14 protein-coding genes are annotated in these 11,769 nt (G+C 64.3%); 4 read left to right on the top strand and 10 right to left on the bottom strand.

What is annotated here, in order from left to right; translation table 11 throughout:
* Window positions 1–98: 98 nt before the first annotated feature.
* From RPS27_RS07830 to eno, 5 genes are all read right to left on the bottom strand, one after another.
* Complete coding sequence (locus tag RPS27_RS07830; protein ID WP_028141594.1) at window positions 99–416, bottom strand: FtsB family cell division protein; 318 nt, start codon at window positions 414–416, stop codon at window positions 99–101.
* A 100-nt stretch (window positions 417–516) separates the two neighbouring features.
* Window positions 517–1,068 (bottom strand): NADPH-dependent FMN reductase, encoded by a 552-nt coding sequence (locus tag RPS27_RS07825; RefSeq protein ID WP_212069114.1) that lies wholly within the window; start codon window positions 1,066–1,068, stop codon window positions 517–519.
* A 222-nt stretch (window positions 1,069–1,290) separates the two neighbouring features.
* Window positions 1,291–2,289: an MBL fold metallo-hydrolase gene (locus RPS27_RS07820; protein WP_212069115.1), complete on the bottom strand. Its 999-nt coding sequence runs from the start codon at window positions 2,287–2,289 to the stop codon at window positions 1,291–1,293.
* Window positions 2,290–2,405: 116 nt separating this feature from the next.
* Window positions 2,406–3,539 carry a zinc-binding dehydrogenase gene (locus RPS27_RS07815; protein WP_212069116.1) on the bottom strand — a complete coding sequence of 378 codons (1,134 nt, stop codon included), beginning with the start codon at window positions 3,537–3,539 and terminating at the stop codon, window positions 2,406–2,408.
* A 43-nt stretch (window positions 3,540–3,582) separates the two neighbouring features.
* A complete protein-coding gene (gene eno / locus RPS27_RS07810; RefSeq protein ID WP_212069117.1) occupies window positions 3,583–4,866 on the bottom strand; it encodes a phosphopyruvate hydratase in 1,284 nt (427 codons plus the stop codon).
* 174 nt (window positions 4,867–5,040) lie between these two features.
* Between eno and RPS27_RS07805 the strand changes: the two genes are divergently transcribed.
* Window positions 5,041–6,018 (top strand): lyase, encoded by a 978-nt coding sequence (locus RPS27_RS07805; RefSeq protein ID WP_212069118.1) that lies wholly within the window; start codon window positions 5,041–5,043, stop codon window positions 6,016–6,018.
* 52 nt (window positions 6,019–6,070) lie between these two features.
* Window positions 6,071–6,547 carry a preQ(1) synthase gene (gene queF / locus RPS27_RS07800; RefSeq protein WP_194407939.1) on the top strand — a complete coding sequence of 159 codons (477 nt, stop codon included), beginning with the start codon at window positions 6,071–6,073 and terminating at the stop codon, window positions 6,545–6,547.
* 45 nt (window positions 6,548–6,592) lie between these two features.
* Here queF and RPS27_RS07795 read toward each other — a convergent pair whose 3' ends face one another.
* From RPS27_RS07795 to RPS27_RS07780, 4 genes are all read right to left on the bottom strand, one after another.
* Window positions 6,593–6,820, bottom strand: coding sequence for a hypothetical protein (locus RPS27_RS07795; protein ID WP_212069119.1), 228 nt, complete (start codon window positions 6,818–6,820; stop codon window positions 6,593–6,595).
* A gap of 66 nt (window positions 6,821–6,886) precedes the next feature.
* Window positions 6,887–8,095 (bottom strand): MFS transporter, encoded by a 1,209-nt coding sequence (locus tag RPS27_RS07790; protein WP_212069120.1) that lies wholly within the window; start codon window positions 8,093–8,095, stop codon window positions 6,887–6,889.
* Window positions 8,095–8,943 carry a 3-deoxy-8-phosphooctulonate synthase gene (kdsA, locus tag RPS27_RS07785; protein ID WP_212069121.1) on the bottom strand — a complete coding sequence of 283 codons (849 nt, stop codon included), beginning with the start codon at window positions 8,941–8,943 and terminating at the stop codon, window positions 8,095–8,097. Before kdsA ends, RPS27_RS07790 begins: the two co-directional genes overlap by 1 nt.
* Window positions 8,944–9,060: 117 nt before the next feature.
* Entirely contained in the window at window positions 9,061–9,387 is a 327-nt protein-coding gene (locus tag RPS27_RS07780; protein ID WP_211416870.1) for an NIPSNAP family protein, read from the bottom strand.
* A 121-nt stretch (window positions 9,388–9,508) separates the two neighbouring features.
* On the opposite strand from RPS27_RS07780, the gene RPS27_RS07775 reads away from it, so the two are divergent.
* Window positions 9,509–9,754, top strand: coding sequence for a hypothetical protein (locus RPS27_RS07775; RefSeq protein ID WP_313753954.1), 246 nt, complete (start codon window positions 9,509–9,511; stop codon window positions 9,752–9,754).
* A 33-nt stretch (window positions 9,755–9,787) separates the two neighbouring features.
* A complete protein-coding gene (locus RPS27_RS07770) occupies window positions 9,788–10,045 on the top strand; it encodes a BrnA antitoxin family protein (protein ID WP_313753953.1) in 258 nt (85 codons plus the stop codon).
* Between the two features lie 5 nt (window positions 10,046–10,050).
* Here RPS27_RS07770 and RPS27_RS07765 read toward each other — a convergent pair whose 3' ends face one another.
* The gene (locus RPS27_RS07765; protein WP_194407932.1) at window positions 10,051–11,682 is read right to left on the bottom strand and encodes a CTP synthase; all 1,632 of its coding nucleotides are present in this window, start codon (window positions 11,680–11,682) and stop codon (window positions 10,051–10,053) included.
* Window positions 11,683–11,769: the final 87 nt, after the last annotated feature.

Genomic DNA, 11,769 nt, shown 5'->3' with positions numbered 1-11,769 from the left:
CGTCAAGGCAACTTGCGGTTCCGAAATTACGACCTTCGAAGGAGGAGTCGGATTTCGGCAGCTTCTTTCGCCGTCGATTTCGAAGCTTGCGGAAAGCGCTACTTCGCCGGGATCATCCGAACGAGATCGCGCGGATTGACATAGTCGAGCTGGAAACGCGCCCGCTCGTCCAGCATGTCGGGGTCGATCCGCTCGGACCGCAGCAGCGACACCCGCTGCTCGCTCCTGGCGCGCTCGCGCTTGAGCTGGGCCAGCTCGCTGGTCAGCGCGATGATTTCCTGGTCGAGCTCCTGGCGCGCGTTGAGGCCGTATTTGCCGGTATAGGCGTTGACGCCGAAATAGCCGACGATGGCGGCCGCCATCGCGTAGAGGGCAAGTCCGGTCAGGATCGATTTCAGGCGCGCGCGGGAGACCATCTCGGGAAGATGGGACAAGTTGGTTAAGGGAGTGCTAATTCAGGTTGGCGAGTCATTTTGGGGCGATGCGAAGCATCGCCCCGGAACGACACCACGAGCCTCAGCCCTGGTTCTTCGCCACGTGCGCGGCGAAGGCGTCGATGTACTGCTGCAGCACCGTCTTCAGGGAGTCCTTGGTCAGGTTGCCGTTCGCGTCAAACGCATCGCCGACGGCGTTGAGGTAGATTTCCGGCTGCTGCAGCAGCGGACCGGAAATGCCCGGCAGGATGTTCTGCAGATGCTTGGCCGCGCTGACGCCGCCGAGCGGTCCCGGCGAGTTCGAGATGATGCCGACCGGCTTGCCCAGGAGCGAGCTCTTGCCATAGGGGCGCGAGGCGACGTCGATGGCGTTCTTGAGGACGCCCGGGATCGAGCGGTTGTATTCGGGGGTGACGAACAGGACGCCGTTCGATTTCTGCAGCTTGTCGCGGAAGGCCAGCCAGTCCGCGGGCGGCGCACCCTCGAGGTCCTGGTTGAAGAACGAGATGCCCGCCGGCGTGACCACCTCGAGCTTGAGCGTATCAGGCGCAAGCTTGGCGAGCGCGTTGGCGATCTTCAGCGAAAAGCTCTCCTTGCGCAGGCTGCCGGCGATCGTGACGATGTTGTAGGCCATGAGGTGTCCTTGAAACCTTGAGGGAGAAGTGCCGTCGGCACTTAAGCTATCTGGACCGATGGATGCAAGTGCATGAACCGGCCCGATTTGGAAACGCTGTGTTTCGCGAAAGCAGATGGTTGGGCCGGCAGCCCGGATGGAGCGAAGCGTATTCCGGGCTACGAACCAAAACAATCAGGCCGCCCTGGGGCGGCCTGACATTCGCGCGGACCTTGAAGTCACTCAGATCGTCGGATTCCACGCCGACGGGATCAGGCGATACTTCGCGCCGTCCTTCTCGACATGGCCGACCGACGGGAACGTGAAGTGGAAGCCGATCACGGTCGCCTTCTCCGCGGCCGCCATGTCGTAGAACTTGTGGCGCGTCTCCTGCGCCAGCGCGGCGTCGGCATCGAACATCACGTGCCAGTCGGGATTGCGCAGGAAGAATTCCGGGATGTTGGTGACGTCGGACTGGATCAGCACCTTCGCATCGCCCGAGGCAACCGCGAACGAGGTGTGGCCCGGCGTGTGGCCCGGGGTTGCGATCGAGGTGATGCCCGGCGCGACCTCCTTGCCCCACTCGTACTTTGTGACCTTGGACTCGAGGCCAGCGAAGGTCTTCTTCACGTTGGCGAAGTAGTTCTTCATCATCGGATTGGACTCGGCCTTGCCGGCGTTCTCCTCGCTGGTCCAGAACTCCCAGTCCTTGCCCGGCACCATGATCTCGGCATTGGGAAATGCGAGCGCGCCGTCAGCGAGGCGGATGCCGTTGGTGTGATCGGGGTGCAGATGCGAGAGCAGCACCACGTCGATGTTCTTCGGATCGACGCCGGCGGCCTGGAGATTTTGCAGCGTGCGGCCGACCGCGCCCTTGCTCGCCTCGAAATTCGCAATGCCGTTGCCGGTGTCGATCAGGACCAGCTTGGAGCCGGTGTTGATGAGTTGCGGGTTGAACGGCACCGTGACCATGCCCTTCGGCATGTAGGCCGCCTCGCCCGCCGCCAGCGCTTCGTCCTTCGACAGATTGGCGACGAACTTGTCCGGCATCGGGAAGGTGCGCGCACCGTCGTTGATCGAGGTGCACTCGAAAGCGCCGACCTTGTAGCGATAGAAGCCCGGCGCCTGCGTCCCGGCTGGCGGCACTGCGGCCTTGGCGGTGGTCGGTCCAAGCCCGGTCGCAGCAGCCGCCCCGAGGGCGGCTGCGCCAGCGAGCAGATGACGGCGATTGAGATCGGTCATGGAAATGTCCCCTTCTGAGCCCTTGCGGTTTTCCGCATTCGATAGCGGCGGAATAATCCGCCGCTGGGCTCAGAAGGCAAGACCTTCTTGCGGTGACCCGCCGTCGCAGATCACGATTATTTATTTGGGTTGATGAGGAATTTTTCGCCGGTGGCGCGTTTGGCGTACACCGCGATGTTGGCGGGATCGAGCACCTCGGTCAGCGACACCACCTTGGTGTAGTGGCTGGCGAAGGTGGTCTTGAGCTCGGACGCGACGCGCTGGCGCAGGCGGCCGATCTCGGCCGGACCGATCTTCTGGAGGAACGGCGTGAGCAGCCAGCCGCCGACGCCCCAGGTCAGGCCGAACGACCGGCTCAATTCGGTCGGCCGATTGTCCAGACTGCCGTAGATATACACCTGCTTGTACACGTTGGAGCCGTAGCGGCTGTATTCCTTTGCGGTCTTGTTGGCCGCAACTTCCATGGCGGTCAGGATCTGGCTCGCCAGCTTGCCGCCGCCGATCGCGTCGAAGGCGATCGTGGCGCCGGTCTCGACCAGCGCATTGGTGAGATCGTCCGTAAAGCTGGGCGCGCTGGAATCCACGACGTGCTTGGCGCCGATCTTGTGCAGGATGTCGGCCTGCTCCTTGCTCCTGACGATGTTGACGAGCCCGATGCCGTCCTTGATGCAGATCTTGTTGAGCATCTGGCCGAGATTGGACGCCGCCGCGGTGTGCACCAGCGCCTTGTGGTTCTCCCGCCGCATCGTCTCGGTCATGCCGAGCGCGGTCAGCGGATTGACGAACCAGGACGCGCCGTCGGCAGCCGTGGTGCCCGCCGGCAGCTCCATGACGTCGCGGACCTTCAGCACGCGGTATTGCGTGTACATCGCGCCGCCGATCATCGACACGGTCTTGCCCATCAGCGCTTTCGCCGCGTCCGACGATCCGGACCCGATCACCGTGCCGGCGCCCTCGTTGCCGACCGGCAGCGACTGATCGAGCCGGGCTTCCATCATCCGCATCGCCGCCTCCGGCATCGTCGCGGTGATGACCGGCATCTCCTTGGTGCCGGAGGCCTTCGCGGCCGACATGTCGGCCGGCCCGATCAGCAGCCCGAGGTCGGAGGGGTTGATCGGCGTCGCCTCGACGCGAACCACGACCTCGTCGTCGGCCGGCTCCGGCGTCGGGACATTCACGAGGGACAATTCCAGTTCGCCGCTCTTCTTCAGCAGCGAACGCAGTTGCAGTCCGGTCTTGCCGTCGCTCATGTCGATCCTCCCCTGTCCTTGTTCTTCGCGCGGTGACGCTGGCCTATGCCAGCGCCTTCAATGCCGCCTTGCCGCCGTAGAGCGCCTGCTTGCCGAGCTGCTGCTCGATGCGCAGGAGCTGGTTGTATTTGGCGGTGCGATCGGAACGTGCAAGGGAGCCGGTCTTGATCTGACCGCAGTTCGTGGCAACCGCGAGGTCGGCGATGGTGGAATCCTCGGTCTCGCCCGAGCGGTGCGACATCACCGAGGTGTATCCGGCCTTGTGCGCCATCTCGACGGCGGCGAGGGTCTCGGTCAGCGTGCCGATCTGGTTGACCTTGATCAGGATCGAGTTGGCGCGCCCGGTCTTGATGCCGTCGGCGAGGCGCTTGACGTTGGTGACGAAGAGGTCGTCGCCGACCAGCTGGCACTTCTTGCCGATGAGGTCGGTGAGCTCCTTCCAGCCGTCCATGTCGTCTTCCGACATGCCGTCCTCGATCGTGACGATCGGATAGCGCGAGACGAGGTCGCCGAGGTACTTGGCCTGCTCGGAGATCGAGCGGGTCTTGCCCTCGCCCTCATAGACGTACTTACCGTCCTTGAAGAACTCGGTCGAGGCGCAGTCGAGGCCGAGCACGATGTCGCTGCCCGCCTTGAAGCCGGCCTTGCCGATCGCGTTCATGACGAACTCCAGCGCGGCGTCGGCCGACGGCAGGTTCGGCGCAAAGCCGCCCTCGTCGCCGACATTGGTGTTGTGGCCGGCCTTCTTGAGCTCCGACTTCAGCGTGTGGAAGACTTCCGCGCTGTAGCGCAGGCCCTCGGCAAAGGACGAGGCGCCGACGGGGAGGATCATGAATTCCTGGAAGTCGATCGGGTTGTCGGCATGCACGCCGCCATTGATGATGTTCATCATCGGCACCGGCAGCAGGCGCGCCGAGGTGCCGCCGACGTAACGGTAGAGCGGCATGTCGAGCGAGTTCGCGGCCGCCTTGGCGCAGGCGAGCGAGACGCCGAGGATGGCATTAGCGCCCAACCGGCTCTTGTTCGCGGTGCCGTCGAGGTCGATCATGATCTGGTCGATCTGGGCCTGCTGCTCGACATCGAGGCCGCTCAGGGCCTCGAAGATCTCGCCGTTGACGGCGCCGACGGCCTTGGTGACGCCCTTGCCGAGATAGCGGGCCTTGTCGCCGTCGCGCAGTTCCACGGCCTCATGGGCACCCGTCGATGCGCCGGAGGGCACGGCAGCGCGGCCGAGCGCGCCATCTTCCAGCACGACATCGACCTCGACGGTGGGATTGCCCCGGCTATCGAGGATTTCGCGGCCGATGATGTCGATAATGGCGGTCATGATGTGCACTTCCGTTCGTTAGGGCTGATCGGTGCCGCGGGTCTTACACGGGCCGCAAGCAAATGTGAACGCTTGGACGGCGGGCTTCGCCTGACGCGCGAAGCGGCCGGGGCTAAGCTTGAACCCGACTGATCTGCGCGTCCAACCTCAATCTCAAGCAGTCGGGGTAACGCCATGAATCGACGCCAGTTTCTTGCATCGAGCGCCGCCCTGTTGGCGGCCCGCCCATCTTTTGCCCAGGAAGGCCCGTTCCGGACAAGATACTTCCCGGTCAGCGCCGGCATCGGCCTACACGATCTGGCGCCCGCCCCTGACGGTTCGGTCTGGTTCACCGCGCAGGGCAAGGGCCTGCTCGGCAGGCTCGATCCCCGGGATGGCCGTTTCAAGACGGTCAGCCTCGGTCAGGGCGCAGCTCCCCATGGCGTGACCATCGGCCCGGATGGCGCGCCCTGGATTACCGAGGGCGGCCAGAACGCGATCGCACGGATCGATCCTTCCGATCTCAAGGTCACCCTGTTCCGCCTGCCCGAGAAGTTCGCTGCCGCCAATCTCAACACCGGCGTGTTCGACAAGCAAGGCACCTACTGGTTCACCGGCCAGTCCGGCTATTATGGCCGCCTCGCGCCGAGATCGGGCGAGGTGAATGTGTTCAAGGCACCCAAAGGCGTCGGTCCCTACGGCATCACTGTCACCCCGCAAGGCGATGTCTGGTACGCCTCGCTCGCCGGCAGCTATATCGCCAAGATCGATCTGGCGACGGGCAGCGCCAGCGTTGTCGAGCCGCCGACGCCGGGCCAGGGCTCGCGGCGGGTGTGGTCGGATTCGAAGAGCCGGATCTGGGTCAGCGAGTGGAATAGCGGCCACGTCTCGGTGCACGATCCCGCCGCTGCGTCGTGGAAGACGTGGAAGCTGCCGGGCGATCGTCCCCGCCCCTACGCGGTCTATGTCGACGACAAGGACAAGGTCTGGCTGACCGACTTCTCCGCGAACGCCATCGTGCGCTTCGATCCCGCGACAGAGACGTTCAACGTGTTCGCCAGCGACAAGGCCAATGCCAATGTGCGCCAGCTCGACGGCCGGCCGGGCGAGCTCTGGGGCTGCGAGTCCGGCAACGACCGGATCGTCATGATCCAGACCATCGCGAGCGGTTGACGACAGCGGCATTTGCGTCCATCCCGGCATCGAAACAGGATGTGACGACACAATGGCCAAGACATCGGCGAAGACATCGGCGAAGAAATCCCTCCAGCTCGGCCGTGCGGTCGAGTGGCCGCACACACCGGAAGACGCCCAGCTCGACCGCGTGCCCAATCCGCAAGCCGGCACCGATTATCTCGTCCGCTTCACCGTGCCGGAATTCACCTCGCTCTGCCCGGTCACGGGCCAGCCGGATTTCGCGCATCTGATGATCGACTATGCGCCCGGCCCGTGGCTGCTGGAGTCGAAATCGCTAAAACTCTACATCGCGAGCTTCCGCAACCATGGCGCCTTCCACGAGGACTGCACCGTGATGATCGGCAAGCGCATCGCCAGCGAGATCAAGCCGAAATGGCTGCGCATCGGCGGCTATTGGTATCCGCGCGGCGGCATTCCGATCGACGTGTTCTGGCAGACCGGCCGCGTGCCCAAGGGCCTGTGGGTGCCGGAGCAAGGCGTCGCGCCCTATCGCGGACGGGGCTGACGACAACGCGAACAGACGCGCGTGGATATGCTCACACGCGACGCGCTACTTGGTGACGGATGACCTTTCCCAGGGACGTTTGCCGTTGGCATCTCTGTCCCATGGACGCGTGGTCGGCGCGCTCTTTTCCTCGGCAGCAGCTTTCGCGCGGTCGGCTTGCACCTGCTCGCGATCGGTCACGGGTGGCTTGGGCTGTGCTTCAGACGTCTGCGCGGCGACCGGAGCCATGGCATGCAGCATGGCGAGCAGCGCGGCGATCACAAACTTTGTCATTCCCGGCTGTAGCACGCTGAAGGTCAGTCCGTCCGATTTAGTTGCAGGGTTCCCGAGCGACTTTCGTCAGACCCGCGCGTCAGACGGCGCACGCTGCTTGAGCAGCCGGGCACAGACGACGCCCAGCACCACCATGACCGCGGCGCTGGCAAACAGGGTCGGCATCTTGCCGGCATGCTGGAGCCCGAAGCCGTAGGCGAGCGGTCCGACGGTCTGTCCCATGAAGAAGAAAAACGAATGCAACGATAGCGCGGTGGCGCGCGCTTCGACCGAGAGCTCGCTGGCGAAGACCTGCAGACAGCCGTGGGCGATGTAGAAGCCCCACCCCATCACGATGAGATTCAGCGCCTGCACTTCCCAGCGCGGGCCGAAGGCGACCGCAACGAGCTGCGAGGCCACCAGCGTCATGCCCGCGATCATCATGCCCTTGACGCCGAGCCAGGGCAGCAGGCGGGACACCGTCAGCGTGTAGAACAGGCCGCCGACCGCAAAGCCCGCGATGACCATGCCGGCGATCGAGAGCGAGGTCTGGCCGAGCTCGAACAGGAACGAGGCGATGTAAGGAAACAGGCCGAGCACGCAGCAGCCTTCGATGAACACCGCCGAATAGCAGACATAGGCGTTCGGATTGGTGAAGATGGTGCGATAGCCGGCCTTCAGTGCCGACAGGCTCGTCTTCGGCGGATGCTGGACCTTGGCGCCGCGAAAGCCGGCGGCGACCGCGATCGAGGCCACGATCACGAGCGCGCCGAGCACTGCGAGCACGCCGCGCCAGCCGAGCAGATCGCCGATCAGGCCGGAGGCCGAGGCGCCGAGCAGATTGCCCGTCATGGCGCCGGCCAGCGTGCGGCTGATCGCGACCTGGCGCTTCTCGGGCCCGACCAGATCGCTGGTCAGGCTGAGCGCCACCGGAAACACGCCGCCCGAGCCGATGCCGGCGAGGATGCGGGTCGCGAACAGAACCGAGAACGAGGACGAAAGCGCGCCCAGGATGTTGGCGAGGCCGAGCAGCGCGAGGCAGCCGATCATCAACCGCGTCTTGCCGAACAGATCAGCGGCAGCGCCGACGATGGGCTGGATGATCGAGAAGGTGAAGGCGAACACCGCGGCAAAGCCGGCGGCGGTCGCGATGCTGACGCCGAAATCCTCGGCGACGTGCGGCAGCACCGGATCAAGCGCGCGCGCCGACAGCGCTGCGGCAAAGCTTGCTCCTGAGATGACGTAGAGCGCCGTCGGCAGACCGTGATCGTGCGGCCGCGCCTCGCCCTTCTGCATCAGCGCGGGTTCTTTGCCAGCGCGTCGAACCCCATCAATCTCGCGATCAGCCCTTCGAACTCGCGCAGCGGCACCATGTTGGGCCCGTCGGAAGGCGCGCGATCAGGATCGGGATGGGTCTCGATGAAGACGCCGGCGACGCCGACCGCGACGGCGGCGCGCGCCAGCACCGGCACGAATTCGCGCTCGCCGCCCGACGAAGTCCCCTTCCCGCCCGGCTGCTGCACCGAATGGGTGGCGTCGAAGATCACGGGCGCGCCGGTGGTGCGCGCCAGGATCGGCAGCGCGCGCATGTCGGAGACCAGCGTGTTGTAGCCGAAGGACACCCCGCGCTCGGTGACGAGCACGTTGGGATTGTCAGCGCTGGTGATCTTGGTGACGACGTTCGCCATGTCCCAGGGCGCCAGGAACTGGCCCTTCTTGACGTTGACGACCTTGCCGGTCGCGGCCGCTGCCAGCAGCAGATCGGTCTGCCGGCACAGGAAGGCCGGGATCTGCAGGATGTCCACGGCCTGCGCCACCTCGGCGCATTGCGTGGCCTCGTGCACGTCGGTCAGGACAGGCAGGCCGAGCGAGGAGCGGATCTCGGCGAAGATCGGCAGCGACTGCGACAGGCCGAGCCCGCGCGCCGCCGACGCGCTGGTGCGGTTGGCCTTGTCGAACGAGGTCTTGTAGACGAGGCCGATGTTCAGCCGCGCCGCGATCTCCTTCAGCGCGGAAGCGACCTCCAGCGCATGCTGACGGCTTTCGAGCTGGCAGGGTCCGGCAATGATCGAGATCGGCAGATCATTGCCGAATTTGACGCTGCCAATGGTGACGACCGGCGCCGCTGAATGCGAAGAGCTCAAGGCAAATCCCTCGTTTCGGCGCGACCATAGCCGCGATGAGGGTCGGATCAACCCTATTCGCCCCGGGCCATCAGAATATCAGGGTTGCGCCGGAGTTCCCCGCTGCGGCGGGAATCGCTACTTCACCGCCGAGAATGCGGTGGGCGTGAGGATCTGGCTGACGATGTTGCCGACGATCTGGCCGTCGGCTTCGCTCTCGGCGCGGGCCTTCATCCAGTCCGGATCGGTCATGAACGCGCCCCACTTCTTCTCGCGCTCGGCGAGCGAGTCCCAGGCCAGGAAATAGGTCAGCTCCTGGTTGGATTCACCGATCATCGTCGTGAAGAACCCGGCCTGCTTGATGCCGTGCTTCTCCCAGATTTTCAGCGTGGCGGTCTCGAAGCGCTTGAGGAGCGCCGGCAGCCGGCCGGGCACGCAGCGATAGATGCGCATTTCGTAGATCATTGGACTAACCTCCCTCAAATTGCCGGCGAGTTATAGCGGCGGTGGCCGTGGCTGTCTTGAGGTCGAGCGCACATGGCACCCCTGCCGTTTGCCGCTCGCAATTGAGGGAGCCACGCCCAGATTGTATGTACAGAAAAATGGCCGCTTCGATCGCGCGAAGGACTTGGCGAACGTCGCGAAGCACGGCGTCTCGCTCGCGCGTTGGTCCGATATGGAAATCCGGGCGATCGTTCCAGTTGGACCGTTCGATCATGGCGATCCGCGTTATCGAGCCTACGGGTTCATTGATGGCATTGCCTGGTGTTCACCATTCGCGATGAGCGATATCGACCGATCAGCCTGCGACGCGCCCATGCCAAGGAGGTGAAGCGCTATGTCCCGGAAGACTAAGCAATCCGCCGTGGACGAGAACCCCGAGTGGACCCGAGCCGAATTCGCGAAGGCGGCAAAATTCCCTGCCGGTGTCCGGTTGAAGGATATCAAGCCCAATCAGCTCACTTCCATGGTCGGCAAACGCGGACCACAGAAGACTCCGACCAAGATTCCAGTGTCGATCCGGCTCAGCCCGGAAGTCGTGAAGCACTTCAAATCCACGGGGCCAGGCTGGCAGTCGCGGATCGACACTGCGCTACGCAGAATGATCAAGAAGGCAAGTTGAGCCGGCTACACCAGCCGGCTCTGCTTCGCCGCCGCCTCGATGAACGAGGCGAACAGCGGATGCGGCTCGAACGGCCGCGACTTCAGCTCGGGGTGGAACTGGACGCCGATGAACCAGGGGTGATCCTCGTACTCGACGATTTCAGGCAGCACGCCGTCGGGCGACAGGCCTGAGAATTTCAGGCCGTGCTGCTCGAGGCGATCCTTGTAGGCCGTGTTGACCTCGTAGCGATGACGGTGACGCTCGGAGATCTCGGTGGCGCCGCCATAGACCTGGGAGACGCGGCTGCCGCGATTGAGCGCGGCGGGATAGGCGCCGAGCCGCATCGTGCCGCCGAGGTCACCGGCTTGCGAGCGCTTCTCGAGCTCGTTGCCGCGCAGCCATTCCGTCATCAGGCCGACCAGGGGCTCCTTGGTCGGGCCGAACTCGGTGGAGTTGGCGTCCTCGATGCCGACGAGGTTTCGCGCGGCCTCGATCACCGCCATCTGCATGCCGAAGCAGATGCCGAAATACGGTACGTCCCGCTCGCGCGCGAATTGCGCCGCCTTGATCTTGCCCTCGGCGCCACGCTGGCCGAACCCGCCGGGGACGAGGATGCCGTTGACGTGCTCGAGGAACGGCGCGGGATCTTCCTTCTCGAAGATCTCGCTCTCGATCCAGTCGAGATTGACCTTCACCTTGTTGGCGATGCCGCCATGCGAGAGCGCCTCGATCAGCGACTTATACGCATCCTTCATGCCGGTATATTTGCCGACGATCGCGATGGTGACGTTGCCCTCGGGATTGCGCACGCGCTCGTTGATCTGTTGCCAGCTGCGCAGCTCCGGCGGAATCCGCGAGCCGATGCCGAAGGCGGCGAGCACTTCGTCGTCGAGACCCGCATTGTGATAGGCCTCGGGCACCGCGTAGATGTTGTCGACGTCGCGCGCCTCGATCACGGCACTTTCGCGCACGTTGCAGAACAGGCCGAGCTTGCGGCGCTCCTCCTTCGGGATCTCGCGGTCGGTACGGCAGAGCAGAATATCAGGCTGAATGCCGATCGAACGCAGCTCCTTCACAGAATGCTGCGTCGGCTTGGTCTTCAGCTCGCCTGCGCTCGGGATAAAGGGCAGCAGCGTCAGATGGATGTAGACGGCGTGATCGCGCGGCAGCTCGTTCTTGAGCTGGCGGATCGCCTCGAAGAACGGCAGGCCCTCGATGTCGCCGACGGTGCCGCCGATCTCGACGAGGACGAAATCGTAGTCGTCATTGCCATCGAGGACGAATTCCTTGATGGCGTTGGTGACGTGCGGAACCACCTGGATGGTCGCGCCGAGGTAATCGCCGCGGCGCTCCTTGGTGATGATGTCCTGGTAGATGCGTCCCGTGGTGATGTTGTCGGCCTTGGTCGCAGGCCGCCCGGTGAAGCGCTCGTAGTGACCGAGATCGAGATCGGTCTCCGCGCCGTCATCGGTCACGAACACTTCGCCGTGCTGATACGGCGACATCGTTCCGGGATCGAGATTGAGATAGGGGTCGAGCTTGCGGAGGCGGACCTTGTAGCCCCGGGCTTGCAACAGCGCACCGAGTGCCGCTGAAGCCAGACCCTTGCCGAGCGAAGAAACCACGCCGCCGGTGATGAATATGTACCGCGCCATGGGACTTAACCTCTAATCCCTCGAATTCGATTCGCCAAAGCGATTCGTATTCCGCCCCAAAAGATTCTGCGGGCCTGTGGGTGAGCC

It is taken from the genome of Bradyrhizobium sp. WYCCWR 12699 (assembly GCF_032144035.1).
In the GTDB taxonomy this organism is placed as follows: domain Bacteria; phylum Pseudomonadota; class Alphaproteobacteria; order Rhizobiales; family Xanthobacteraceae; genus Bradyrhizobium.
The sequence above is the reverse complement of the archived record's forward strand: the minus strand, read 5'-3'. Positions and strand labels throughout refer to the sequence as shown.

Excerpts from the sequence above, each read along its gene's own strand:
- RPS27_RS07830 (WP_028141594.1), bottom strand. The coding sequence starts at position 416 with ATGGTCTCCCGCGCGCGCCTGAAATCGATCCTGACCGGACTTGCCCTC.
- RPS27_RS07825 (WP_212069114.1), bottom strand. The coding sequence starts at position 1,068 with ATGGCCTACAACATCGTCACGATCGCCGGCAGCCTGCGCAAGGAGAGC.
- RPS27_RS07820 (WP_212069115.1), bottom strand. The coding sequence starts at position 2,289 with ATGACCGATCTCAATCGCCGTCATCTGCTCGCTGGCGCAGCCGCCCTC.
- RPS27_RS07815 (WP_212069116.1), bottom strand. The coding sequence starts at position 3,539 with ATGAGCGACGGCAAGACCGGACTGCAACTGCGTTCGCTGCTGAAGAAG.
- eno (WP_212069117.1), bottom strand. The coding sequence starts at position 4,866 with ATGACCGCCATTATCGACATCATCGGCCGCGAAATCCTCGATAGCCGG.
- RPS27_RS07805 (WP_212069118.1), top strand. The coding sequence starts at position 5,041 with ATGAATCGACGCCAGTTTCTTGCATCGAGCGCCGCCCTGTTGGCGGCC.
- queF (WP_194407939.1), top strand. The coding sequence starts at position 6,071 with ATGGCCAAGACATCGGCGAAGACATCGGCGAAGAAATCCCTCCAGCTC.
- RPS27_RS07795 (WP_212069119.1), bottom strand. The coding sequence starts at position 6,820 with ATGACAAAGTTTGTGATCGCCGCGCTGCTCGCCATGCTGCATGCCATG.
- RPS27_RS07790 (WP_212069120.1), bottom strand. The coding sequence starts at position 8,095 with ATGCAGAAGGGCGAGGCGCGGCCGCACGATCACGGTCTGCCGACGGCG.
- RPS27_RS07780 (WP_211416870.1), bottom strand. The coding sequence starts at position 9,387 with ATGATCTACGAAATGCGCATCTATCGCTGCGTGCCCGGCCGGCTGCCG.
- RPS27_RS07765 (WP_194407932.1), bottom strand. The coding sequence starts at position 11,682 with ATGGCGCGGTACATATTCATCACCGGCGGCGTGGTTTCTTCGCTCGGC.